General features: G+C 58.9%; 22 protein-coding genes. 11 read left to right on the plus strand and 11 right to left on the minus strand.

Annotation, left to right across the window (positions count from 1 at the left end):
* Window positions 1-12: 12 nt before the first annotated feature.
* The 3 genes from PSH73_RS07560 to gcl are packed head-to-tail and all read right to left on the minus strand — an operon-like array spanning window position 13 to window position 3,529.
* Complete coding sequence (locus tag PSH73_RS07560) at window positions 13-903, minus strand: 2-hydroxy-3-oxopropionate reductase (protein ID WP_057958974.1); 891 nt, start codon at window positions 901-903, stop codon at window positions 13-15.
* 57 nt (window positions 904-960) lie between these two features.
* Complete coding sequence (gene hyi, locus PSH73_RS07565; protein ID WP_057438848.1) at window positions 961-1,743, minus strand: hydroxypyruvate isomerase; 783 nt, start codon at window positions 1,741-1,743, stop codon at window positions 961-963.
* Between the two features lie 10 nt (window positions 1,744-1,753).
* Window positions 1,754-3,529 carry a glyoxylate carboligase gene (gcl, locus tag PSH73_RS07570; protein WP_057438849.1) on the minus strand — a complete coding sequence of 592 codons (1,776 nt, stop codon included), beginning with the start codon at window positions 3,527-3,529 and terminating at the stop codon, window positions 1,754-1,756.
* A 268-nt stretch (window positions 3,530-3,797) separates the two neighbouring features.
* Here gcl and PSH73_RS07575 point away from each other — a divergent pair, with 268 nt between their 5' ends.
* Window positions 3,798-4,238 (plus strand): heme-binding protein, encoded by a 441-nt coding sequence (locus PSH73_RS07575; protein ID WP_057438850.1) that lies wholly within the window; start codon window positions 3,798-3,800, stop codon window positions 4,236-4,238.
* A 136-nt stretch (window positions 4,239-4,374) separates the two neighbouring features.
* Here the strand turns inward: PSH73_RS07575 and PSH73_RS07580 are convergent, their stop codons facing one another.
* Both PSH73_RS07580 and PSH73_RS07585 read right to left on the minus strand, forming a co-directional pair.
* The gene (locus PSH73_RS07580) at window positions 4,375-4,833 is read right to left on the minus strand and encodes a transposase (RefSeq protein ID WP_305462183.1); all 459 of its coding nucleotides are present in this window, start codon (window positions 4,831-4,833) and stop codon (window positions 4,375-4,377) included.
* A 204-nt stretch (window positions 4,834-5,037) separates the two neighbouring features.
* Entirely contained in the window at window positions 5,038-5,643 is a 606-nt protein-coding gene (locus PSH73_RS07585) for a TetR/AcrR family transcriptional regulator (protein ID WP_057438851.1), read from the minus strand.
* Between the two features lie 134 nt (window positions 5,644-5,777).
* Here PSH73_RS07585 and PSH73_RS07590 point away from each other — a divergent pair, with 134 nt between their 5' ends.
* On the plus strand, window positions 5,778-6,692 hold the full coding sequence (locus tag PSH73_RS07590) for a DUF808 domain-containing protein (RefSeq protein ID WP_057958976.1): 915 nt from the start codon (window positions 5,778-5,780) through the stop codon (window positions 6,690-6,692).
* A 3-nt stretch (window positions 6,693-6,695) separates the two neighbouring features.
* On the opposite strand, the gene PSH73_RS07595 is transcribed toward PSH73_RS07590, so the two are convergent.
* The 3 genes from PSH73_RS07595 to PSH73_RS07605 form a co-directional block, all read right to left on the minus strand.
* Window positions 6,696-7,238, minus strand: coding sequence for a hypothetical protein (locus tag PSH73_RS07595; RefSeq protein ID WP_305462185.1), 543 nt, complete (start codon window positions 7,236-7,238; stop codon window positions 6,696-6,698).
* Window positions 7,239-7,355: 117 nt separating this feature from the next.
* Window positions 7,356-8,144, minus strand: a complete 789-nt coding sequence (locus PSH73_RS07600; RefSeq protein WP_057958978.1) for a VacJ family lipoprotein — start codon at window positions 8,142-8,144, stop codon at window positions 7,356-7,358.
* Entirely contained in the window at window positions 8,137-9,435 is a 1,299-nt protein-coding gene (locus PSH73_RS07605) for a serine/threonine protein kinase (protein WP_057438855.1), read from the minus strand. Before PSH73_RS07605 ends, PSH73_RS07600 begins: the two co-directional genes overlap by 8 nt.
* A gap of 235 nt (window positions 9,436-9,670) precedes the next feature.
* On the opposite strand from PSH73_RS07605, the gene PSH73_RS07610 reads away from it, so the two are divergent.
* Window positions 9,671-10,039, plus strand: a complete 369-nt coding sequence (locus PSH73_RS07610; protein WP_057958979.1) for a hypothetical protein — start codon at window positions 9,671-9,673, stop codon at window positions 10,037-10,039.
* A gap of 520 nt (window positions 10,040-10,559) precedes the next feature.
* Here the strand turns inward: PSH73_RS07610 and PSH73_RS07615 are convergent.
* Together PSH73_RS07615 and PSH73_RS07620 are read right to left on the minus strand one after the other, a co-directional pair.
* Window positions 10,560-11,735 carry an integrase core domain-containing protein gene (locus PSH73_RS07615; protein ID WP_047229189.1) on the minus strand — a complete coding sequence of 392 codons (1,176 nt, stop codon included), beginning with the start codon at window positions 11,733-11,735 and terminating at the stop codon, window positions 10,560-10,562.
* Window positions 11,736-12,034: 299 nt separating this feature from the next.
* Window positions 12,035-13,588, minus strand: coding sequence for a hypothetical protein (locus PSH73_RS07620; protein WP_057959006.1), 1,554 nt, complete (start codon window positions 13,586-13,588; stop codon window positions 12,035-12,037).
* Window positions 13,589-13,861: 273 nt separating this feature from the next.
* On the opposite strand from PSH73_RS07620, the gene PSH73_RS07625 reads away from it, so the two are divergent.
* The 3 genes from PSH73_RS07625 to PSH73_RS07635 all read left to right on the plus strand — a co-directional run bounded on the left by PSH73_RS07625 (window position 13,862) and on the right by PSH73_RS07635 (window position 16,944).
* On the plus strand, window positions 13,862-14,713 hold the full coding sequence (locus tag PSH73_RS07625; protein ID WP_057438857.1) for a glycine betaine ABC transporter substrate-binding protein: 852 nt from the start codon (window positions 13,862-13,864) through the stop codon (window positions 14,711-14,713).
* 264 nt (window positions 14,714-14,977) lie between these two features.
* Window positions 14,978-15,289, plus strand: coding sequence for a DUF485 domain-containing protein (locus tag PSH73_RS07630; protein WP_057958981.1), 312 nt, complete (start codon window positions 14,978-14,980; stop codon window positions 15,287-15,289).
* Window positions 15,286-16,944 carry a cation acetate symporter gene (locus PSH73_RS07635; RefSeq protein WP_057958982.1) on the plus strand — a complete coding sequence of 553 codons (1,659 nt, stop codon included), beginning with the start codon at window positions 15,286-15,288 and terminating at the stop codon, window positions 16,942-16,944. The genes PSH73_RS07630 and PSH73_RS07635 overlap by 4 nt, the downstream gene beginning before the upstream one ends.
* Before the next feature lie 510 nt (window positions 16,945-17,454).
* Here the strand turns inward: PSH73_RS07635 and gltA are convergent.
* Complete coding sequence (gene gltA, locus PSH73_RS07640; protein ID WP_003222994.1) at window positions 17,455-18,744, minus strand: citrate synthase; 1,290 nt, start codon at window positions 18,742-18,744, stop codon at window positions 17,455-17,457.
* Between the two features lie 364 nt (window positions 18,745-19,108).
* Between gltA and sdhC the strand changes: the two genes are divergently transcribed.
* The 5 genes from sdhC (at window position 19,109) to PSH73_RS07665 (ending at window position 25,429) form a co-directional block, all read left to right on the plus strand.
* Window positions 19,109-19,483, plus strand: coding sequence for a succinate dehydrogenase, cytochrome b556 subunit (sdhC, locus tag PSH73_RS07645; RefSeq protein WP_003172804.1), 375 nt, complete (start codon window positions 19,109-19,111; stop codon window positions 19,481-19,483).
* Entirely contained in the window at window positions 19,477-19,845 is a 369-nt protein-coding gene (gene sdhD, locus PSH73_RS07650; protein WP_029292670.1) for a succinate dehydrogenase, hydrophobic membrane anchor protein, read from the plus strand. Before sdhC ends, sdhD begins: the two co-directional genes overlap by 7 nt.
* A 3-nt stretch (window positions 19,846-19,848) precedes the next feature.
* Entirely contained in the window at window positions 19,849-21,621 is a 1,773-nt protein-coding gene (gene sdhA / locus PSH73_RS07655; RefSeq protein WP_029292672.1) for a succinate dehydrogenase flavoprotein subunit, read from the plus strand.
* 11 nt (window positions 21,622-21,632) lie between these two features.
* Complete coding sequence (locus PSH73_RS07660; RefSeq protein ID WP_057438860.1) at window positions 21,633-22,337, plus strand: succinate dehydrogenase iron-sulfur subunit; 705 nt, start codon at window positions 21,633-21,635, stop codon at window positions 22,335-22,337.
* 260 nt (window positions 22,338-22,597) lie between these two features.
* The gene (locus PSH73_RS07665) at window positions 22,598-25,429 is read left to right on the plus strand and encodes a 2-oxoglutarate dehydrogenase E1 component (RefSeq protein ID WP_057958983.1); all 2,832 of its coding nucleotides are present in this window, start codon (window positions 22,598-22,600) and stop codon (window positions 25,427-25,429) included.
* Window positions 25,430-25,449: the final 20 nt, after the last annotated feature.

Consider the following 25,449-nt stretch of genomic DNA (forward strand, 5'->3'; position numbering starts at 1 on the left):
CGAAAGGGGGGGTTACTTATCGCGAATCGAGAAATTCGCCATATGCTCCAGCCCCTTGATCAGCGCCGAATGGTCCCAGTTGCCGCCGCCAATCGCGGTGCAGGTACTGAACACTTGCTGGGTACCGGCGGTGTTGGGCAGGTTGATCCCCAGCTCCTTGGCGCCGGCCAGGGCCAGGTTCAGATCCTTCTGGTGCAGGTTGATACGGAAACCCGGATCGAAGGTGCCCTTGATCATCCGTTCGCCATGCACTTCGAGGATCTTCGACGAGGCGAAGCCACCCATCAGCGCTTCGCGCACCTTGGCCGGATCTGCACCGTTCTTTGCGGCGAACAGCAGCGCTTCGGCCACCGCCTGGATGTTCAGCGCCACGATGATTTGGTTTGCCACCTTGGCGGTCTGGCCATCGCCATTGCCGCCCACCAGGGTGATGTTCTTGCCCATGCTCTGGAACAGCGCCAGGGCGCGTTCGAACGTTTGCGGCTCGCCGCCGACCATGATGCTCAGGGTCGCGGCCTTGGCGCCGACTTCACCGCCCGACACTGGGGCGTCGAGGTACTGCGCGCCGGTGGCGTTGATCTTCGCGGCAAAGGCCTTGGTGGCGGTGGGTGAGATCGAACTCATGTCGATCACCACTTTGTTCGGCGACAGGCCTGCGGCAACACCGTCGGCGCGGAACAGCACGTCATCGACCTGGGGGGTATCGGGCACCATGACGATGATGAATTCCGCTTCCTGGGCCACTTGCTGCGGGTTGGCCAGGGCCACGGCACCGGCGGCGATCAACTCGGCGGGCGCCTTGCCGTGGTGCTCGGAGAGGAACAGTTGGTGACCTGCTTTCTGCAGGTTCGCGGCCATGGGTTGGCCCATGATGCCGGTGCCGATAAAGCCGATTTTAGCCATGATGAAATCCTCTTTTTATTAGTTGTGCAGGTCTGGCACTGCCCCCTGTGGGGTTGCTCAGATGGCGTTATGGCTCTTGAGCCAACCCAGGCCAGCCTCGGTAGTGGTCAACGGCTTGTACTCACAGCCGACCCACCCCTGATAGCCAATGCGATCCAGATGTTCGAACAGGAACCGGTAGTTGATCTCCCCGGTGCCCGGCTCGTTGCGTCCCGGGTTGTCCGCCAGCTGGATATGGTTGATCTGATCCAGGTGCGTGGCCATGGTGCGCGCCAGGTCGCCTTCCATGATTTGCATGTGATAGATGTCGTACTGCAGGAACAGGTTGGCACTGCCCACCTGTTCGCGAATCGCCAGGGCCTGCGCGGTGTTGTTCAGGTAGAAGCCTGGAATGTCGCGGGTGTTGATCGCTTCCATCACCAGCTTGATCCCCACCGCCTGCAGCTTGTCGGCTGCGTACTTGAGGTTGGCGACGAAGGTTTTTTCCAGGGTGGCGTCATCCACACCGGCGGGGCGAATCCCCGCCAGACAGTTGATCTGGGTATTGCCCAGCACCTGGGCGTAGGCGATGGCCAGGTTGACCCCGGCGCGGAACTCTTCGACCCGGTCCGGGTGGCAAGCCAGGCCGCGCTCGCCGTTGGCCCAGTCACCGGCCGGCAGGTTGAACAGCACTTGGGTCAAGCCGTGGGCGTCGAGTTGTGCCTTGATTTCGGCGGAGCTGAACTCGTAGGGGAACAGGTATTCCACCCCACTGAAGCCGGCATCGGCGGCGGCTTTGAAGCGGGCGAGAAAGTCCTGTTCGGTAAACAGCATGGACAGGTTGGCGGCAAAACGCGGCATGGGGTTCTCCTTAATCGAGCAATGAAATGGCAGTCGGTGCGTCGTTGCCCACCAGTGCCAGATCTTCGAATTCGTTGACGGCGTTGATCTCGGTGCCCATGGAAATATTGGTCACGCGCTCCAGAATAATCTCGACAATCACCGGCACCTTGAACTCTTCGATCATTTCCTGGGCCTTGCGCAGCGCGGGCTGGATCTGGCCCGGCTCGAACACACGCAGGGCCTTGCAACCCAGGCCTTCGGCGACGGCAACGTGGTCGACGCCATAACCGTTAAGTTCCGGGGCGTTGAGGTTGTCGAAAGACAACTGCACACAGTAGTCCATTTCAAACCCGCGCTGGGCCTGGCGGATCAGTCCCAGGTAGGAGTTGTTTACCACCACGTGGATGTACGGCAGTTTGAACTGCGCACCCACGGCCAGCTCTTCGATCATGAACTGGAAGTCATAGTCGCCGGACAGCGCCACCACCTTGCGGCTCGGGTCGGCCTTGACCACGCCCAGTGCCGCCGGAATGGTCCAGCCCAATGGGCCGGCCTGGCCGCAGTTGATCCAGTGGCGCGGCTTGTAGACGTGCAGGAACTGCGCACCGGCAATCTGCGACAGGCCGATGGTGCTGACGTAGCAGGTGTCTTTGCCGAACACCTGGTTCATCTCTTCGTACACCCGTTGCGGCTTGACCGGGACGTTGTCGAAGTGGGTCTTGCGGTGCAGGGTGGCTTTGCGCTGCTGGCAATCATGCAGCCAGGCGCTGCGGTCCTTGAGCTTGCCGGCGGCTTTCCACTCGCGGGCCACTTCGATAAACATCGTCAGCGCGGCACCGGCGTCGGACACGATGCCCAGGTCCGGGGTGAACACACGGCCGATTTGCGTCGGCTCGATGTCAACGTGAATGAACTTGCGACCTTCGGTATACACCTCCACCGAGCCGGTGTGACGGTTGGCCCAGCGGTTGCCGACGCCCAATACCACGTCGGACTTGAGCATCGTAGCGTTGCCATAACGGTGTGAGGTTTGCAGGCCGACCATGCCCACCATCAGCGGGTGATCGTCGGGGATGGTGCCCCAGCCCATCAGCGTCGGGATCACTGGGATACCGGTCAGTTCGGCAAATTCCACCAACAGCTCGCTGGCGTCGGCATTGATCACGCCGCCGCCGCTGACCAGCAGCGGGCGTTCAGCCTGGTCGAGCATGGCCAGGGCTTTCTCGACCTGGATGCGTGTGGCCAGTGGCTTGGCCAACGGCAGTGGCTGGTAGGCGTCGATGTCGAACTCGATCTCGGCCATCTGCACGTCGAACGGCAAGTCGATCAGCACCGGGCCGGGGCGCCCGGAGCGCATTTCATAGAAGGCTTTCTGGAACGCATACGGCACTTGGCCAGGTTCGAGCACGGTGGTCGCCCACTTGGTCACTGGCTTGACGATGCTGGTGATGTCCACGGCCTGGAAGTCTTCCTTGTGCATGCGGGCACGGGGCGCTTGCCCGGTGATGCACAGGATCGGGATCGAGTCGGCCGAGGCGCTGTACAGGCCGGTGACCATGTCAGTGCCCGCCGGGCCAGAAGTGCCGATGCACACGCCGATATTGCCGGCCTTGGTGCGGGTATACCCCTCGGCCATGTGCGAAGCGCCTTCCACGTGGCGAGCGAGGACGTGATCGATGCCGCCGACCTTTTGCAGGGCCGAATACAACGGGTTGATCGCGGCGCCTGGGATACCGAAGGCGGTGTCTACACCCTCACGGCGCATCACCAGAACGGCGGCTTCGATTGCTCTCATTTTGCTCATGGTTTTGGTGTCTCTTGCGTTTTGTAATTGTATACAAGTGGTGTTGCTTCAAAGTGTATTCACGGCGAGCGGCGCAGGTCAATCCATTTTATTCTCACGCCTGTGCATTCGTCGGAAGGCTTTTTAGCGGGATTATTTCGACGTATGGTGCGTATGTTTCGAAATATTGTATACAAAAAATTAATCTATTGTGTTCTATTTGTTGCATCCGGCTTCTGATCATTCAGAGCCCAAAGGCTTTCTCAATAACAAGATAAGGACGGCACCCATGAGCGCTCTAACCTTGAAAGTCGCAGTCAACCTGGTCAGCCAGGCCATCACCGCTGGCCGCACCATTGCCGCTGCACCGCTGACCATCGCGGTGCTCGACAGCGGCGGGCACCTGATCACCCTGCAACGCGAAGACGGCGCCAGCCTGCTGCGCCCGCAAATCGCTATCGGCAAGGCCTGGGGCGCGATTGCCCTGGGCAAGGGCTCGCGCCTGCTGGCCCTGGATGCCCAGCAACGCCCGGCATTTATCGCCGCGCTGAACAGCCTGGGGCAGGGCGGCGTGGTGCCGGCGCCGGGCGGCGTGTTGATCCGGGACCCGGCGGGGGTGGTGCTGGGGGCGATCGGGATCAGTGGGGATACGTCGGATATTGATGAGCAGTGCGCGATCAGCGCGATTGAAGGGGTGGGGTTGTTGGCGGATGCGGGGGTGAGTGCTTGATGTTGAGGTGACTGGGCGATAGCCATCGCAGGCAGGTCAGCTCCCACACCTGATGTGTACCGGGCGCACATTGTCCGACTTATGCTAATCCCTGTGGGAGCTGGCTTGCCTGCGATGCTGGCGACTCGGTATGCGCTCATAACCAGATCGCATCCCACAGCGGATAGTCGCCGCACGTCTTTACAAGGCCGGCCCTCAGAGGGTTGGCAACGATGTATCGAGCGATGCCTTCAAGGTTTTCTTCCTGGCGCACGGCATGATCATGAAAGCCGGGTTGCCATAGGCGTCCCTGTCGACCAGCTACCGCATTGACCACCCGGGTGCTTTTGGATTTCACCTGGCGCATCAAATCGGCCAGAGAGCCCTTATCCAGTGAGATCAGCCAATGGAAGTGATCAGGCATGACTACCCAGGCCAGCGAGGTCACTAGCCCTTGGCTTTGAGCGTTTCTAAATTGTTGAACCACCAATCGACCTAATTTGAAATCCTCGAATATCGGGGTGCGATCCAGTGTATTGGTGGTGAGGTGATAGATTCGATTAGGTTCGTTGTAGCGCCCGATGCGCTGGCGGTTTGATGCAGGTAGGTCAGGCATTCCATTGCCTCTCTCCAGAAGGTGTTCTGAGAGGCTAGATTCGGGAGGCTGGGTTTGGTGGGCAGGCTTTTGGCAGGATGTGTCTGAGCGATTGCTATCGCGGGCAAGCCCGCTCCCACAGTGGACTTTTGGTGTTCATACATTTTGTGTCTGGCACGGGACCTGTGGGAGCTGGCTTGCCTGCGATAGCCACACCACGGTCCCTCAGTCCGGCTCACACCCCTTCAACACCAGCCGAATAATCGTCTGCGCCGCCGCTTCATAATCGGCCTCATCCAGCTTGGCCTTGCCGGTCACCGCTGAGATCTGCCAGTCGAAGTCGGCATAGGTCTGGGTCGCTGCCCAGATGCTGAACATCAGGTGGTTGGGGTCGATGGCGGCGATCAGGCCGCGATCGACCCAGCTCTGGATGCAGTCGATGTTGTGCTTGGCCTGGGCGTTGAGCTGCTGCACCTGCTCGGGGCTCAGGTGTGGCGCGCCGTGCATGATTTCGCTGGCGAACACTTTCGAGGCAAAGGGCAGATCGCGGGAGATGCTGATCTTCGAGCGAATATAGCTGCTCAGCACTTGCTTGGGGTCACCGTCCGGGTTGAAGGGGGTGGAGGCGGCCAGGATCGGCTCGATGATGCTTTCGAGCACCTCGCGGTAGAGGTTGTCCTTGGACTTGAAGTAGTAATAGACGTTGGGTTTGGGTAGCCCGGCCTTGGCGGCGATGTCGCTGGTTTTGGTCGCGGCGAAGCCCTTGTCGGCAAACTCCTCGCTGGCTGCCCGCAGGATCAGTTCTTTGTTGCGCTCGCGAATGGTGCTCATAGACCAGATGATTCCTTGCCAGGACAGGCGGTTGCGCATGGTAGCACCGGCGATCCGCGGGCCTCAAGAATCTGCCCGCGACGCTTTGTACCACGCTATGCTGCGAAATATCCCACATTAAGGACGTCCGATTCATGGCAGGAAGCAGCTTGTTGGTATTGATTGATGACATCGCCGCCGTCCTCGACGACGTGGCCCTGATGACAAAAATGGCCGCCAAGAAAACCGCCGGGGTGCTGGGGGATGACTTGGCGCTCAATGCCCAGCAAGTTTCCGGCGTGCGCGCCGAGCGGGAAATCCCGGTGGTGTGGGCGGTTGCCAAGGGCTCGTTTATCAACAAGCTGATCCTGGTGCCCACCGCGCTGTTGATCAGCGCCTTCGCGCCCTGGGCGGTCACCCCACTGTTGATGCTCGGCGGCGCCTATCTGTGTTTCGAGGGCTTTGAAAAGCTCGCTCATAAATTCCTCCACAGCAAGGCCGAAGATCAGGCCGAACATGCCCAGTTGGTCGCAGCCGTGGCCGATCCGGCAACGGACCTGGTGGCCTTCGAAAAGGACAAGATCAAGGGCGCCATCCGCACCGACTTTATCCTCTCGGCCGAAATCATCGCGATCACCCTGGGCACCGTGGCGGATGCGCCGTTGATGCAGCAAGTGATCGTGCTGTCGGGCATCGCCCTGGTCATGACCATCGGCGTGTACGGCCTGGTGGCCGGTATCGTCAAGCTCGATGACCTGGGCCTGTGGATGTCGCAAAAGCCCGGCCAGTGGGTACGTGATATCGGCAACGGACTTCTGCGAACCGCACCGTACATGATGAAAGGCCTGTCGGTGATCGGCACGGCGGCAATGTTCATGGTCGGTGGCGGCATCCTCACCCACGGCGTGCCCGCGGTGCATCACTGGATTGAAAGCGTGAGCCAGAGTATCGGTGGCATCTCCTGGCTGGTGCCGACCCTGCTCAATGCCGTCGCGGGGATCATCGCCGGGGCGGTGGTGCTGGCGCTGGTGTCTGTAGCGAGCAAGGCGTGGCGCGCCTTGAGGGGCTAGGCGTTACCGCAGCGCGCTGTAGCCTTTTTCGCTGAACGCCTTGAACAGCTGCGCTTCCGAGCCTGCGGAAACACTGCCGAACTGGCCAAAACCCTGTACGTGCTGATCGTTTTGCTGGGCTGGGCCCTGACGCTCCAAGTCCTCGCGGCCATCAATATAGGTTGCCACTTTGGCCAGGTTATAGGCGGCATTGGCACGTGATTCGGGGTCGCGATTGGCTGCGCTCCAATCGCCGGTTTGCTGCTTAAGCTGATTGATGAAGTTGCTTGCAAAAGGACCATCTTGTTTGAGGATGTCCTTGAGGATCGGGGTGTCTTTGAAGATTTGCCCTGCGCTGCGATTATCGCCGCGCGGTCGGCCATAGGCGCCTCTGGGGGCGTCCAGATGAGGTTTTGTTGAGGCTTGGGATTCAGCCGTCGGGGGCGCGGCGAGGGTGGGTGCCGTGAGGGTGGGTTGGGAAACCGATATCGTCATGTTGAAGTTCCACTGGAAAGTTCGAGGTGGGCAGAGTGCGGTCAGCCTGTTTTGTGTCGGGCTTATCAGCATGGGGGCCTGGACTTTAAGTGGCAGGGGCGTACGAACTGGTTCCGAGGGGTGGGCTGCTGACAGCCGAAAAAAAAGGCCATCGAACGTTTCGATGGCCTTTTTGCACGCTGGGTAAAGTTATTCGGCAATCTGCAACTTGCGCGACTCGGTATATACATACCGCACTTTTTCATACTCGAACGGCGAGTTCATCTGGCCGTAGCGAAAGCTGGTCTGGTAGCGCTTGTCTACTGCGCGCAGGGCCCAGATTTCCGGGTGGTTGGAGCTGACCTCGGACACGTTGAGGTAGTTGATCTGCGATTCGGCGGTGTAGTCGACGAGCAGGCCACCGGTGTCGCGCAGGTTCGATGGGCCGAGGATCGGCAGGATCAGGTAGGCGCCGCCCGGTACGCCGTAGAAGCCCAGGGTCTGGCCGAAGTCTTCGCTCTGGCGCGGCAGGCCCATGGCGGTAGCCGGGTCCCACAGCCCGGCGATGCCGATAGTGGTGTTGACCAACAGGCGGCCGGTGGTTTCCAGGGAGCGGTGGCCCTTGAGTTGCAGCAGGCTGTTCATCAGGTTGGGCACATCGCCCAGGTTGTTGAAAAAGTTGCTCACCCCGGTGCGCAGGAAGCTGGGGGTGACGTAGCGATAGCCGTCGACCACGGGCAGGAATACCCATTGGTCGAAGCGGTAGTTGAAGTGGTACACCCGACGGTTCCACGACTCCAGCGGGTCATAGACGTTGAGGGCGTTGAGGGTCGAGCGCTCGAACTCGCGCTGATCCAGGCCAGGGTTGAACTTGAGCTTGCTCAAGGGCTCCTTGAAGCCATCCTGGTCGATCACGGTCGGTGCATGAGCCTTGCTGTTGTCCGCGTTGGCAACGCCTGCACAGAGTAAGGCGGCAAGAAGCAGGAGATGTTTAGCCACGGAAAAACTCCAGCATGGCGTCGGCGTTGACGCGGTAATTGAGGTTGCCGCAGTGGCCGCCCAGCGGGTAGACGGTCAAGCGATCGCCGAAGGTCTTGCGCAAGAAGCCCAGGTCGCCAGGGCCGAGGATCACGTCGTCGGCGTTGTGCATCACGGCGATTTTCGGGCTGTCACGCAGGTAATCCTCGAGGGCGTACAGGCTCACCTGGTCGATCAGTTGCAGCAGGCTGCCGCCGTCGGAGCGGGCGCGCCACATCGGGATCACTTGTTCGGTCAGGTAGCAGTCGAAATCACACTGCAGCGCACGCTTGAGGAACGGCGTGAGGCTGGTGCTTTCGGTGATTGGGTATTTGGGCGGGATGATCAGGCCGCGACGGTTGATCAGGTCCGAGGTAAAGGCGATATCGGCCGCCGAGAAGCGGAACGAGGTGCCGATCAGCATCGCCATCTGCTCGTTGGTCAGGTGCTCCTTGGAGTTCTGGAAGTCGTAGAGCAGGGCATCGTTCATGTCGATATAGCCCTTTTGCTGGAAGTAGCGGGTCAGCTTGTTCAACACCAGCTCATAGAAGGTGGTGCTGTTGTTGATGCCCTTGACCTCGGTCTGCACCAGCTTGTCGAGGTTGGTGATGGAGGTATAGAGGTTGACCGGCGGGTTCAGCAGCAGCACTTTCTTGAAGTTGAAGCTGCGTCGTGTCTCGTCCAGTTTGGCGACGAACGCCGCGTCCAGCGCCCCCAGGCTGTAGCCGGTGAGGTAGAAGTCGGTGACCGGCAGCGTGGCGTTTTGTGCGCGCACGGCCTGCATCACGCGGTACATGTCTTCGGCGTCTTCCTGGGTGATGCCGGGTGTGGCAAAGCGCGAGGCGGCGCTGATGAAGTCGAAGCTGGTGGGCGACGACAGTTGGACGACATGGTAGCCGGCCTTGTAGTACAGCTTTTTCAGGTATTCGTTGAGAGAGCTGTCAAAACGCGCGCCGGTGCCGGCGATCAGGAAGATCAGTGGCGCGGCGCGATCCTGTTTGGCAATGCGGTAGGTGAGCTTCTTCACCGCCCAGAAGTTGTCGGGCAGGCTGAATTCACGCTCCGGGCGCATGTTCAGGTTGTAGTCGGATTGGTTGATGTCATCAATGGATGGCAAATCCGGCCGCAAGTCCGGTGGCGTTGTGGCGATGGTCGCTTCGAACGGGTTGGTCAAAGGATAGCCATAGCTGGCCGGGTCGACGTCGACCGCCAGTGCTGACGCACTCAAAAAAAGGCCACCCAACAGGGCAGCGCAGCGCAAGGAACGGAGCATGACTAAATCCCTAAGAGGAAACGTGCTTAATGAAGTTCGCAGGCTATGACCACCGCGTTATCGCCGAAGTGCCAGCCATCGGCACTTAATATCGGAAAAAACATAGGAATCGAGGTAATAGTATGCAGACGATACACTTTGGCACGCTTTGATGAATAGTTATCTGTGCGCAACCCTTGCCAATGGCCCTGGGGAGATTAAGCTGGGCGCCGTTTTCGTCTATCGGAGTGCCCTTATGTCCCGTCGTTTGCCGCTGATCCTGCTGCTGTTGGCCTTGCCGTTATGGCTGGCTGCCAGTTATGGCGCCCGTTATGGGTTTATGGAGGACGGGCAGTGGGTGGGCATCTGCGTTGACGATGCCAGCCGCTGGGAGTGCCAGTTACGGGCGAACCTGGGTTTGATGATCCACTTCAAGGTCATGGGCTGGGCGGCGCTGGTCACCTCGGTGCTGGCGTTTGTACTGCCAGGCCGTGCCGGTTGGGGTTTGGCGGTGTTGGGGCTGGCGTTCGGGATTCCGGCATTGGCGTTGTACAACACCAATTTTGCGGTGTTTGCCTTGGTGATTGCCGGGTTGCGGTTGGTCAGGGCGCCTCGGGCTGCCTGATAGGGCCAATCGCAGCATAGGTATCTACACAACTCTTTAGCTTATTGGGTTTGTGTACATATCCGATGCTGGGGTCACGGCGGCTATTGGTTCCGCCCTTACGGCGGGTCACTTTGGAGAAGCCGACGGCCCGCGCGGTCTCCCTGTAGGAGCTGGCTTGTCGGGTCGCCGCATCGCTGCGATGGCGCTGTATCAGTCGATAAATGTATTGGCTGAGACACCGTCATCGCAGGCAAGCCAGCTCCCACAGGGAATGCAGCTTCGCGCTCTGGCTTTGTTGTTGCTCTACTTTTGATCTGGCTTTTGATCTTAGGCGCCCCGTTAAACCACGCTGGCCGCAGGCAGGTATTGCGCAGTGGGCACCCCGGCATGGATGCCGGGGTAGCCGCGACACGGCCATGGATGGCCGATCGCGGCGGGCCCACGGAGCAATGCCTGACTGCGGGCATGCCGAGCCTAGGCGAGGCACCGAGTGGTGGGGCATGTACGGGACAACCACATAGGTTACAAAAAAGTGCATTCACATAGGTGACACTTTGATTGAAACATACCCGTTCTTTGCGTCTCTAGCATCGACACGGCCTAGGATCACAGGCCCGAAGATCACCTCCCAGACATCATCTCGAATTAGCTCCATTCCAATGGTCTGATGCTTGAGCAGATTGCCTATGTAGATCCTAAGACCTGCTCGATTGATGATTCCATTACTATCAGCCAGGTAACACTCCACGTGGCTCGCATACCCCATTTCAGGCAGCTTTTCCGGGTAAGCGCGGGGTGAGGGCAAATAACATGAGGCTGGTGTTTTCTGGCCAAGCGCCTCGTGCCCTCGCTCATGATTATAGTGCTGCATAAAGCGATCAAAGTGTTTCTGCTGAGCTTCCCAAGCAATCGCCGCTGGTTGGGGCAAAGTGCTTTTCAGGGTTCGGTGCATCCTTTCATGGCGCCCATTCTGATCTGGGCGGCCGGGCTCAATTCGCTCAGGGATAATCCCCAACCGCAGCCACCAGATCGACAGCTGTGATAACCCTGCACGGCCCGTGCTGGCAAACGGTATGCCGTTGTCGGTCCGAATACGTTCAGGCAAGCCATACTCGCGAAAAACACGCTCGAAGGTTTGTTGGGTTTCTTTGAAGTTGGTATTGCGCATGCCCTGGCAGGCCAGTAGAAAGCGGCTGGCATGGTCCATGATCGTCAGCGGATAACACCACACTCCGGCCCCTGTCAGAAACTGCCCCTTGTAGTCAGCGCTAAAGAGCTGATTTGGGGTCTCTGCCTTGCACAGGGGCTTTGGATAGACAGCCACGCGCTGACGCACACGTCGAGGTGCAATCAGATCAGCGGCCTTGAGGATGTTGTAAATGGTGGTTTTCGAGGGTGGATCCTGCCCGGGAAAACGCTGGCGCAAGTCGTTCTGAATCTTCTTCGGCCCGGGAATAGTCTCCCCGATAGAACGAAGCTCGATAATTGCTTGCCTGATAGCAAGAGGCACAACATAGGTTTGATTGTGCCGGCACCGGCTACGTTCTTCGAGCCCTCTGGGTCCTTCAGCCTCGTACCGTTCGACCCATTTGTAGCCAGTCTTTCGACTGACCTGGTAGTCGCGGCACAGCTGGCTAAAGGTATCTCTTTCAGCCAAATAGGCGGCGATGAACATCACTTTGAGGTCCATAGGTTTCAGCTCTTCCCAGGGCATGGTCAGATCCTCACAAAATCGACCCTGCCAGTTAATAACTGTTACCTATGTGCGTGAACTGATTTGTAACCCATGTGGGTGAGTCATACCGGCAAGAGCGTTTTGCTTACTTTGGCGCTTCTCCAAAGTGAGCCGCCGTCAGGGCGGAACCCTAAGTGGCCGTGACCGCAGCAACGGATATGTACACAAACCCAATAAGCTAAAGAGTTGTGTAGATACCGATGCTCATCGCAGGCAAACCCGCTCCCACATTTGAATGTATTCACAAATCAAAATGTGGGAGCGGTGCGATAGCGATCTCAGGGATTGCGCACCCGCAGGCAGCGCCACAAGGCTGCAACCATCAACACACTGACCAGCGCCCAACCCAGGGCCTGCTGGTTCATCAAGCCTTCGCGGTACAGCTGCGGTGCAATGCCGGCGCCGATGATGAAGGTCAGCAGGGCTATTTCCCGGCGTGGCCCCCTGACCGGGCGCAGCAGGTAGACCAGCGCCGGCAGCAGCAGGGCGGCAGTGGGGAAGCTGCGGTAGCGTGGGTCGAACACCAGTGCCAGCATCATTACCGCCGTGGCGAACCCTGCGAATGCAATCAACCAGCCAGCGCGCTGCTCCAGCCAGGCGTAGGCCCGTGCGCGCCAACCCTGGCGAGCGCTCAAGGCCAGGGCCCCATGGGCCAGCACCAACAGGTTCAGGGCCAGCAACAGCCCAGCCCAGATCCATTCATCAGTGAAGCGCGCGGTCACTCGGGTCAGTTCGGCCCAACTGCCAATCGAGCCCGCCGCCACCGCGCCCAGCAACGGCAGCAACAACGCGGCGCGGGTACTGCGCACACGCCCGCCGAGCACCAGGGTGCCCAGTAGGATCAGCCCGCCAACGCCCAGCCACAGCGGCCAGTACGGCACATTGGTGACCGGGCCGGCCAGGATGCCCTTGTCCTGGCGTTCGGCATCAAACAGCCCCCAGTAACCGCCGACCGCCCCTTCGCTGGCGCGTTTCCACGGCTGGTCAAAGGCTTCGATCAGGTTGTAATGCCAGCCATTGGCTTCGGCCATGGCGACAAAACCGCGAATGAACTTGGCTTCGTTGACCCGGCTCGGCACTGCGGTTTCCCGCTGGCGGCCTTCGCTGGGCCAGCCGGTTTCGCCAATCATCACGTCCTTGGGGGCGAAGCGGTTGCCGAAGGTCTGGCGAATATCGCCGACATGGCGCAGGGCCTGGTCGATCCCCGCCGGGTCATCTTCCCAATACGGCAACAAGTGAATGGTCAGGAAATCCACCGCCGGGGCAATTTCCGGGTGTTGCAGCCAGAACTCCCAGACATCGGCATAGGTGACCGGCTGCTGGATCTGGCTTTTCACCTTTTCGATCAGCTTCACCAACTGCGTGGCGGTGATTTCCTTGCGCAACAGGGCTTCGTTGCCGACGATCACCGACGTGACCACGTCAGGGTTGGCGTTGGCCGAGGCGATCAGCAGGTCGACCTCCTTGGCGTTGTCCACCGGGTTGCTGTTGATCCAGGCACCGATCATCAACTTCAGGCCGTGTTTGCGCGCCAGGTCCGGCAGGGCTTCGAGGCCGGTCATGGAGTAGGTGCGGATGCACTCAAAGCGCGTGGCCAGCAATGCCAGGTCGGCGTCCATGCGCTCGGGGCGCAGTTTGAACGGCTGGTCGAACGGTGACTGGTCCTTGTCGAAGGGCGTGTAGGACGCGCATTGCAACTTGTGGCTGGCGCTGGCGACGTCCGGCAGCACTACTGGCTGGCCGAGGCCATACCAGTAGCCGCCCAGCGCGAACAGGCCGAGCAGCAAGGCAAATACATAAGGCATGAAGGGGAAGCGGGCAGTCGCGGTCATGGTCAGGCCGTGTGGGAACAAAGCCGCGCATCTTACCTGTATTTGCCGGTTTTCAGGGGGACCGCATAATTTTGACATGCAAAGTTCGGGCGGGATTTTGACGCTGCGTCCTAGGAATTTTCCTGCTGGCGTTGTGATGTCGTTTCTTGCTCCGCTGAGGTCGTAGTCAGAGCAGGTCCACAGGTTCAGCAGGTTGATGATCGAACGGCACCACATGACAACAGGTTGACGTCGCTCGGCATCCGTCGGGCGCAGCACTTTCGGGGAAGCACTATGAAGATGCGACGACTCTTGGGCGCAGCTGCCACCTTGGTAGTTGCGATGAGTTCCACACTGGCCAGCGCCGACAGCAAGACCCTGAGCCTCGGTTATGTGGACGGCTGGTCGGACAGTGTCGCCACCACCCACGTGGCGGCTGAAGTGATCAAGCAAAAACTGGGCTATGACGTGAAACTGCAGGCGGTTGCCACCGGGATCATGTGGCAGGGCGTGGCCACCGGCAAACTTGACGCCATGCTTTCGGCCTGGCTGCCGGTCACCCACGGCGAGTATTGGACCAAGAACAAGGACAAAGTGGTCGACTACGGCCCCAACTTCAAGGATGCGAAGATCGGTTTGATCGTGCCGGAGTACGTCAAGGCCAAGTCCATCGAGGACTTGAAGACCGACACCACCTTCAAGAACAAGATCGTTGGCATTGATGCCGGTTCAGGCGTGATGCTCAAGACTGACGAAGCCATCAAGCAATATGGCCTGGACTATAAGCTGCAGGCCAGTTCCGGGGCGGCAATGATCGCTGAGTTGACCCGTGCCGAAGACAAGCAGGATTCCATTGCGGTGACCGGCTGGGTGCCACACTGGATGTTCGCCAAGTGGAAGCTGCGTTTCCTTGACGATCCAAAAGGCATCTATGGCGCCGCCGAGACGGTCAATAGCATCGGCAGCAAGGGCCTGGAAAAGAAAGCCCCGGAAGTCGCGGCATTCCTGAAGAAATTCCAGTGGGCCTCCAAGGATGAAATCGGCGAAGTAATGCTCGCTATCCAGGAAGGTGCCAAGCCAGATGCGGCGGCCAAGGATTGGGTGGCCAAGCACCCTGAGCGTGTGGCTGAGTGGACCGCTCCTTGACCCCCTGAAAAGTATTGGTGATGGGCCTTGTGTGAGAGCTGGCCTGCCCGCGATGGCGGTGGATCAGTTGATGGATACCTGACTGATTCACCGCCATCGCGGGCAAGCCAGCTCTCCCATAAGCTCCCTCCCGCAATTGTTTCTGTCACCTCCCAAACCCTCGTTACACTGGTTCTAAGACTAAGGTCGTCTGGAACCTCTCCCGCAGCCGCATACAGTGGATATGTCCCAATAATAAAAAGCTGTGCTGCGAGGATAAAAACAATGAACGACAGCATTTACCTCTCGATTCAAAACAGCCCGCGCTTCAAGGAGCTGGTCAGAAAAAGGGAAAGGTTCGCCTGGATTCTCTCGGCGATCATGCTCGGGCTGTATTCCGGATTCATCCTGTTGATTGCTTATGGGCCACAAGTCTTGGGGGCCAAGATCAGCCCTGAGTCGTCCATCACCTGGGGGATCCCGATGGGGGTTGGGCTGATTGTCTCGGCCTTTGTGCTCACAGGCATCTACGTGCGACGCGCCAATGGCGAATTCGACGACCTGAACAATGCGATTCTCAAGGAGGCTGCGCAATGATCCGTCGTCTATTGGCTGTATTCGGCGCTTCGCTTTTTGCTCCTGCCGTTTGGGCGGCGGACGCATTGACCGGTGAAGTGCACAAGCAACCGTTGAACGTTGCGGCGATCCTGATGTTTGTCGCCTTTGTCGGCGCAACATTGTGCATCACCTACTGGGCGTCCAAGCGTAACAATTCGGCGGCTGACTACTATGCCGCTGGCGGCAAGATCACCGGTTTCCAGAACGGTCTGGCGATTGCCGGCGACTACATGTCGGCGGCGTCCTTCCTGGGGATTTCCGCACTGGTGTTCACCTCTGGCTACGATGGCCTGATCTACTCGATCGGCTTCCTGGTGGGCTGGCCGATCATTCTGTTCCTGATCGCCGAGCGCCTGCGTAACCTGGGCAAGTACACGTTTGCCGACGTAGCGTCCTATCGCCTCGGGCAAACCCAGATCCGCAGCCTGTCGGCTTGTGGTTCGCTGGTGGTGGTGGCGTTCTACCTGATTGCGCAGATGGTCGGCGCCGGCAAGCTGATCCAGCTGCTGTTCGGCCTTGATTACCATGTTGCGGTGATCCTGGTGGGTATCCTGATGTGCCTCTATGTGTTGTTCGGCGGCATGCTGGCGACCACCTGGGTACAGATCATCAAGGCAGTGCTGCTGCTGTCCGGTGCTTCGTTCATGGCACTGATGGTGATGAAGCACGTCAACTTCGACTTCAACCTGCTGTTCTCCGAGGCGATCAAGGTTCACCCTAAAGGTGAGGCGATCATGAGCCCTGGCGGCCTGGTAAAAGACCCGATCTCGGCGTTCTCCCTGGGCCTGGCCCTGATGTTCGGTACAGCTGGCCTGCCACACATCCTGATGCGCTTCTTCACCGTGAGTGACGCTAAAGAAGCCCGCAAGAGCGTGCTGTATGCCACTGGCTTTATCGGCTACTTCTACATCCTGACCTTTATCATCGGCTTCGGCGCGATTCTGCTGGTCAGCACCAACCCGGCGTTCAAGGATGCAGCAGGCGCTCTGTTGGGTGGTAACAACATGGCGGCGGTGCACCTGGCCAACGCGGTGGGCGGCAGTATCTTCCTGGGCTTCATCTCGGCCGTGGCGTTTGCCACCATCCTCGCGGTGGTTGCCGGTTTGACCCTGGCCGGTGCTTCGGCGGTGTCCCATGACCTGTATGCCAGCGTGATCAAGAAAGGCAAGGCCAACGAGAAGGATGAGATTCGCGTGTCGAAGATCACCACCATCGCCCTGGCAGTGCTGGCGATTGGTCTGGGTATCCTGTTTGAAAGCCAGAACATCGCGTTCATGGTCGGCCTGGCGTTCTCCATTGCCGCCAGCTGTAACTTCCCGGTGCTGCTGCTTTCCATGTACTGGAAAAACCTCACCACCCGTGGCGCGATGATTGGTGGCTGGCTGGGTCTGGTCAGTGCGGTTGGCCTGATGGTCCTGGGCCCGACCATCTGGGTCTCGATCCTGCACCATGAAAAAGCGATCTTCCCGTACGAGTACCCGGCGCTGTTCTCGATGATCATCGCGTTCGTGGGTATCTGGTTCTTCTCCATCACCGACAAGTCGGCGGCGGCAGTGAAAGAACGGGCGCTGTACTTCCCGCAGTTTGTGCGTTCGCAGACTGGCCTGGGGGCGAGCGGGGCGGTCAACCACTAAGGTTGTAGCTCAATAAGAAATGCCCCGGTCGAAAGGCCGGGGCATTTTTTTGGCTGGATGATTTGTAGTGTTTGGGTCGGCCTCATCGCGGGCAAGCCTGGCTCCCACAGTTGAATGATGTTCGCCCGGGCGATGCGGTCAGCTATGGGAGTACCCGGCGCTGTTCTGGATGATCACTGGCTCTTCTCCATCACCGATAAGTCGGTGGCGGCAGTGAAAGCGCTTCCCGCAGTTTGTGCGTTCGCAGACTGGCCTGGGGCGAGCGGGGCGGTCAACCACTTAGGTTGTAGCTCAGTAAGAAATGCCCTGGTCGAAAGGCCGGTTTTTTTTGCCTGGGGTTCTGTGTTGCCTGCGCTATTGCCTTCGCGAGCAAGCCCACAGTTGACCGCGTTCATCCTTTGAAATGCGGTCAACTGTGGGCTTGCTCGCGAAAGCGGTATGTCAGGCAGCACAAACAAAACGGCCTCCACTAAGGGAGGCCGTTCTCAATGCAGCTAAGCAGTTGAATGCTTACTTGCGGTCTTCCAGCTTGGTAATGTCACGCGACTCGTAGCCGGTGTACAGCTGGCGCGGGCGGCCAATCTTGTACGGGCTGGAGAGCATTTCTTTCCAGTGGGAGATCCAGCCCACGGTCCGCGCCAGGGCGAAGATCACGGTGAACATACTGGTTGGAATGCCGATCGCCTTGAGGATGATCCCCGAGTAGAAGTCGACGTTCGGGTACAGCGAGCGTTCGATGAAGTACGGGTCGGTCAGCGCGATCTCTTCCAGGCGCATGGCCAGTTCGAGTTGCGGATCGTTGTTGATGCCCAGTTCCTTCAACACTTCGTCGCAGGTCTGCTTCATGACGGTGGCGCGCGGGTCGCGGTTCTTGTAGACCCGGTGACCGAAGCCCATCAGCTTGAACGGATCGTTCTTGTCCTTGGCCTTGGCGATGAACTTGTCGATGTTGGACACATCGCCGATTTCATCGAGCATGGTCAATACGGCTTCGTTTGCACCGCCGTGGGCAGGGCCCCACAGTGCAGCGATGCCCGCGGCGATACAGGCGAACGGATTGGCACCCGAGGAGCCCGCCAGGCGCACGGTGGACGTCGAGGCGTTCTGTTCGTGGTCGGCATGGAGGATGAAGATCCGGTCCATGGCCTTAGCCAGTACCGGGCTGATCGGTTTGATCTCGCACGGGGTGTTGAACATCATGTGCAGGAAGTTTTCCGCGTACGTCAGGTCGTTGCGCGGGTACATCATGGGCTGGCCCATGGAGTACTTGTAAACCATTGCGGCCAGGGTGGGCATCTTGGCAACCAGGCGGATCGCGGAGATTTCGCGATGCTGCGGGTTATTGATGTCCAGGGAGTCGTGATAGAAGGCCGACAGGGCGCCGACTACACCGCACATGACGGCCATTGGGTGCGCGTCGCGACGGAAGCCGTTGAAGAAGGTCTTCAACTGCTCGTGAACCATGGTGTGGTTCTTCACGGTGCTGACAAACTGGGCCTTTTGCTCGGCTGTTGGCAATTCGCCATTTAGCAGCAGGTAGCAGGTTTCCAGGTAGTCCGATTTCTCGGCCAGTTGTTCGATCGGGTAGCCGCGATGTAGCAGAATGCCATTGTCGCCGTCGATATAGGTAATCTTCGACTCGCAAGAAGCGGTCGACATGAAGCCTGGGTCGAAAGTGAAACGGCCCGTGGCCGTCAGGCCCCGTACGTCGATAACATCGGGACCAACGGTGCCGGTTAAAATGGGCAGCTCGACGGGGGCTGCGCCCTCGATGATCAACTGCGCTTTTTTGTCAGCCATGTGGCCTCCTATTTATGCTTCAAATCATCAGACAGACCCCCCACGCAGGGCCCGCACCACTATATTGATATAAATCCAGATGTCAATTTGCCTAAAGTCTTGCTCCAGAAGGCTTTAACCGTACTTTTTCCTCGAAATTGCCTGCCGTTTACGCCTTTTATCCCGTCAGCGCAATCAGCTATTAGGGTGAGGAGTGCGCGTTGTCATTAGTAGCCTAACTGTCTATACTCGGCCACCGACCGCCAAGGGCTTTTGGGCTTGCTTTCATTGGGGGTCGCACTCCCTGGGTGGTGCTTACCTGACCAGTGCACTCCCCAACAACTTTGCCCTGATTGTTAGGGGCTCTTCAGTGTGAAAAAAAGCCGTGAATAGCCAACGACCTGTAAACCTAGACCTAAGGACCATCAAACTCCCCATCACCGGCGTTACGTCGTTCCTGCACCGTGTTTCCGGCATCATCCTGTTCCTGGGCTTGGGCATCATGCTTTATGCATTGAGCAAATCCCTGGGTTCCGAGGAAGGATACGCCGAGGTGAAGGCATGCTTGACCAGCCCGCTGGCCAAGTTCGTAGCATGGGGCCTCCTGTCCGCTCTGCTGTATCACCTGGTAGCCGGTGTGCGCCACTTGATCATGGATATGGGCATCGGTGAGACGCTGGAAGGCGGCCGCCTGGGCTCGAAAATCATCATCGCCATTTCCGTGGTGCTGATCGTTCTGGCAGGAGTTTGGATATGGTAACCAGCGTTACGAACCTATCGCGTTCAGGCCTCTATGACTGGATGGCGCAGCGTGTGTCTGCGGTCGTTCTCGCGGCTTATTTCATTTTCCTGATCGGGTACCTCGTTGCAAACCCTGGCATTGGCTACGCCCAATGGCACGGTCTGTTCTCCCACAACGGGATGCGTATCTTCAGTCTGCTCGCCCTTGTGGCCCTGGGTGCTCACGCCTGGGTCGGCATGTGGACCATCGCGACCGACTACCTGACGCCGATGGCGCTGGGCAAGTCCGCGACTGCAGTACGTTTCCTTTTCCAGGCAGTATGCGGCGTCGCGATGTTCGCTTACTTCGTCTGGGGTGTGCAGATTCTCTGGGGTATCTGATTCATGGCTAACATTCCAACGATTTCTTTTGACGCCATCATTATTGGTGGCGGCGGCGCCGGCATGCGCGCTGCACTGCAGCTGGCCCAGGGTGGTCACAAGACTGCCGTGATCACCAAGGTGTTCCCGACCCGTTCCCACACCGTATCGGCCCAGGGTGGCATCACCTGCGCCATCGCTTCTGCGGATCCGAACGATGACTGGCGCTGGCACATGTACGATACCGTCAAGGGTTCCGACTATATCGGCGACCAGGACGCTATCGAGTACATGTGTCAGGAAGGCCCTGCTGCGGTGTTCGAGCTGGACCACATGGGTCTGCCGTTCTCCCGTACCGAACAGGGTCGTATCTACCAGCGTCCATTCGGCGGCCAGTCGAAGGATTACGGTAAAGGCGGCCAGGCTGCCCGTACCTGCGCGGCATCCGACCGTACCGGTCACGCGCTGCTGCACACTCTTTATCAGGGCAACCTGAAAGCCGGCACCACGTTCCTGAACGAGTACTACGCGGTTGACCTGGTGAAGAACCAGGACGGCGCATTCGTCGGCGTGATCGCTATCTGCATCGAAACCGGTGAAACCACCTACATCCGCGCCAAGGCTACCGTGCTGGCGACGGGCGGTGCAGGTCGTATCTACGCTTCGACCACCAACGCCCTGATCAACACCGGTGACGGCGTTGGCATGGCCCTGCGTGCAGGCGTGCCGGTACAAGACATCGAAATGTGGCAGTTCCACCCAACCGGCATCGCCGGCGCCGGTGTACTGGTTACAGAAGGTTGCCGTGGTGAAGGCGGTTACCTGATCAACAAGCACGGCGAGCGTTTCATGGAGCGTTATGCTCCGAACGCCAAGGACCTTGCCGGTCGTGACGTGGTTGCCCGTTCGATGGTTAAAGAAATCATCGCCGGCAACGGTTGCGGCCCGAACGGCGACCACGTGATGCTGAAGCTCGATCACCTGGGCGAAGAGGTGCTGCACAGCCGCCTGCCAGGTATCTGCGAACTGTCCAAGACCTTCGCACACGTCGACCCGGTGGTTGCTCCAGTACCAGTAGTTCCAACTTGCCACTATATGATGGGCGGCGTGCCGACCAACATTCATGGCCAGGCGATCACCCAGAACGCCGAAGGCGTGGACGAGATCATTCATGGTCTGTTCGCGGTAGGCGAAGTGGCTTGCGTATCGGTTCACGGTGCCAACCGTCTGGGCGGCAACTCGCTGCTCGACCTGGTGGTATTCGGCCGCGCTGCCGGCCTGCACCTGGAAAAAGCCCTGACCGACGGCATCGAATACGATGACGCGACCGACGCCAACATCGAGGCTGCCCTGGCACGCCTGAATGCTCTGAACGAGCGTACTGATGGCGAAGACGTAGCAACCCTGCGTCGCGAGCTGCAAAGCTGCATGCAGAACTACTTCGGTGTATTCCGTACTGGCGAATACATGCAGAAGGGTATTACCCAGCTGGCAGACCTGCGCAAGCGGATTGCCAACGTCAAGATCAACGATAAGAGCCAGGCGTTCAACACCGCTCGTATCGAGGCCCTTGAACTGCAAAACCTGCTGGAAGTGGCTGAAGCGACTGCGATTGCCGCCGAGGTTCGTAAAGAATCCCGTGGTGCTCACGCTCGTGAAGACTTTGAAGATCGCGATGACGAAAACTGGTTGTGCCACACCCTGTACTTCCCGGGTGACAAGCGCGTAACCAAGCGTGCCGTGAACTTCTCGCCGAAGACGGTTCCGACGTTTGAACCGAAGATTCGGACTTACTAAGGGTGGCTGCCATGTTGAAAGTCAGTGTTTATCGCTACAACCCTGATCAGGACGCTGCGCCGTTCATGCAGGAATTTGAGGTCGATACCGGTGGTAAAGACCTGATGGTGCTGGATGTGCTGGCCCTGATCAAAGAGCAGGACGAGGGTTTCTCCTATCGTCGCTCTTGCCGTGAAGGTGTCTGCGGCTCCGACGGCATGAACATCAACGGCAAAAACGGCCTGGCTTGCGTCACGCCGCTGTCGGCCGTGGTCAAGAAGAACAAGCTTGTTGTACGTCCACTGCCAGGTTTGCCGGTTATCCGTGACCTGGTCGTCGATATGAGCATCTTCTACAAGCAATACGAAAAGGTTAAGCCATTCCTGCAGAACGACACGCCGGCTCCGGCCATCGAGCGTCTGCAGTCCCCGGAAGAGCGCGAAAAGCTCGACGGTCTGTACGAGTGCATCCTGTGCGCTTGCTGCTCGACCTCTTGCCCGTCCTTCTGGTGGAACCCGGACAAGTTCCTGGGTCCAGCTGCACTGCTGCAAGCCTATCGCTTCCTGGCAGACAGCCGTGACACCAAGACGGCCGAGCGTCTGGCTTCACTGGATGACCCGTTCAGCGTATTCCGCTGCCGCGGGATCATGAACTGCGTCAACGTATGTCCCAAAGGCCTGAACCCGACTAAGGCCATTGGTCACATCCGTAACATGCTGCTGCAAAGCGGCGTGTAAGACGTTGTAGTAAAAGCAGGACCGTTGTGCCCGTAAATGCTACGGCGCAGGCTTCAACCGGCGCCGTAGTTTTAACTTGAGCAGCGACTTACAAAGCCGCGGCTCTTATTTTGAAGAAATGAGACAAGCAGGGGCATTCGGGTTGGTACCCGAACTATCAGCGTGATCCTAAGTGGCTTGTTTTGGTCGCTGCACTTGGCCTTTTGCAAGCAAACTCGGTGTTTTCGCCGGTGGTGTCCCCAAATCGAGGGTGACCAAGCATGCAAGAAAGCGTGATGCAGCGCATGTGGAACAGCGGCTATCTTTCAGGTGGTAACGCTGCCTATGTGGAAGAGCTTTATGAGCTCTACCTGCACGACCCTAACGCTGTGCCAGAAGAATGGCGCACCAAATTTCAGACGTTGTCTTCAGACGGCAACGCTGCCACCGATGTATCGCATGCAACAATTCGCGATCAATTTGTGCTGCTGGCAAAGAACCAGCGCCGCGCCCAGCCGGTTTCCGCCGGAAGCGTGAGCAGTGAGCACGAGAAGAAGCAAGTTGAAGTACTGCGACTGATCCAGGCCTACCGTATGCGTGGCCACCAGGCAGCCCAGCTTGATCCGCTGGGGCTGTGGCAGCGTCCTGCACCTGCGGACCTGTCGATCAATCACTACGGCTTGACCAATGCCGATCTTGATACGACCTTCCGTGCCGGCGACCTGTTCATCGGCAAAGAGGAAGCGAGCCTACGCGAAATTCACGAAGCGTTGCAGCAGACATATTGCCGCACCATCGGCGCTGAATTTACGCACATCACCGATTCCGAGCAGCGCCACTGGTTCCAGCATCGCCTGGAAGGCGTGCGTGGCCGTCCGGTGCTGTCCGCCGATGTGCGCAGCCACCTGCTTGAGCGCGTCACCGCTGCCGAAGGCCTTGAAAAGTACCTGGGCACCAAATACCCAGGCACCAAGCGTTTCGGCCTGGAAGGCGGCGAGAGCCTGATTCCGATGCTTGACGAGATGATCCAGCGTTCCGGTTCCTACGGCACCAAGGAAATCGTGATCGGCATGGCTCACCGTGGTCGCCTGAACGTGTTGGTCAACACCTTCGGCAAGAACCCGCGCGAGCTGTTCGACGAGTTCGAAGGCAAGAAGAAGGTCGAGCTGGGTTCTGGTGACGTTAAATACCACCAGGGCTTCTCGTCCAACGTGATGACCACCGGCGGTGAAGTTCACCTGGCCATGGCGTTCAACCCGTCCCACCTGGAAATCGTTTCTCCAGTGGTCGAGGGTTCGGTGCGTGCTCGTCAGGATCGTCGCAACGACTCCACCGGTGAGAAGGTTCTGCCGATTTCCATCCACGGTGACGCGGCTTTCGCCGGTCAAGGCGTGGTCCTGGAAACGTTCCAGATGTCGCAGACTCGCGGCTTCAAGACCGGCGGCACGGTTCACATCGTTATCAACAACCAGGTTGGTTTCACCATCAGCAATCCGCTGGACGCACGCTCTACCGAGTACGCGACCGACGTTGCCAAGATGATCCAGGCGCCGATCCTCCATGTGAATGGGGATGATCCGGAAGCCGTATTGTTCGTGACCCAACTGGCCATTGACTACCGCATGCAGTTCAAGCGTGACGTGGTCATCGACCTGGTTTGCTACCGCCGTCGCGGTCACAACGAAGCGGATGAGCCTAGCGGCACCCAACCGTTGATGTACCAGCAGATCACCAAGCAGCGCACCACCCGTGAGCTGTACGCCGAAAGCCTGACCAAGGCCGGTGTATTGGATGACGCGCGTGTTCAGGCGAAGATCGATGAATACCGCAACGCCCTGGACAATGGTCTGCATGTAGTAAAAAGCCTGGTCAAAGAGCCGAACAAAGAGCTGTTCGTTGACTGGCGTCCGTATCTGGGCCACGCCTGGACTGCACGTCATGACACCTCGTTCGATCTGAAAACCCTGCAGGAACTGTCCGCCAAGCTGCTGGAAATTCCAGAAGGCTTCGTCGTACAGCGCCAGGTTGCGAAGATCTACGAAGACCGTCAGAAGATGCAAGCCGGCGGCCTGCCGATCAACTGGGGTTACGCTGAAACCATGGCGTACGCGACCCTGGCGTTCGAAGGTCACCCGATCCGCATGACTGGCCAGGACATCGGCCGCGGTACGTTCTCGCACCGTCACGCGGTATTGCACAACCAGAAAGACGCGGGCACCTACATCCCGTTGCGGAACCTGTATGAAGGCCAGCCACGTTTCGATCTGTACGATTCGTTCCTGTCCGAGGAAGCGGTTCTGGCGTTCGAATACGGTTACTCGACCACCATGCCAAACGCGCTGGTGATCTGGGAAGCCCAGTTCGGCGACTTCGCCAACGGTGCCCAGGTGGTGATCGACCAGTTCATCACCAGCGGCGAGCACAAGTGGGGCCGTCTGTGCGGTCTGACCATGTTGCTGCCACACGGTTATGAAGGTCAGGGTCCGGAGCACTCCTCGGCCCGTCTGGAGCGTTACCTGCAATTGTGCGCTGAGCACAACATCCAGGTGTGCGTGCCGACTACCCCGGCCCAGATCTACCACTTGCTGCGTCGCCAGGTGATCCGCCCGCTGCGTAAGCCGTTGGTCGTGCTGACTCCGAAATCGCTGTTGCGTCACAAATTGGCCATCTCGACCCTGGAAGATCTCGCCGACGGTTCGTTCCAGACCGTTATTTCGGAAATCGACACCCTGGACGCAGCCAAGGTCACTCGCCTGATCCTGTGCAGCGGCAAGGTTTACTACGACTTGCTGGAAAAACGTCGTGCCGAAGGCCGCGAAGACATCGCCATCGTGCGTATCGAGCAGCTTTACCCGTTCCCGGAAGACGACCTGATGGAGGCCATCGCGCCTTACACCAACCTCACCCACGTGGTGTGGTGTCAGGAAGAACCGATGAACCAGGGCGCGTGGTACAGCAGCCAGCATCATCTGCGTCGCAGCATCGGTAACCACAACAAGGCCCTGAGCCTGGAGTATGCCGGCCGTGATGCTTCTGCTGCACCTGCGTGTGGTTATGCGTCGATGCACGCCGAGCAGCAGGAAAAACTGCTGCAAGATGCTTTCACTGTTTAACGCCTTCGCGCTGACTGAAA

The sequence above is a fragment of the Pseudomonas sp. FP2294 genome, from assembly GCF_030687625.1.
Lineage (GTDB): Bacteria > Pseudomonadota > Gammaproteobacteria > Pseudomonadales > Pseudomonadaceae > Aquipseudomonas > Aquipseudomonas shahriarae.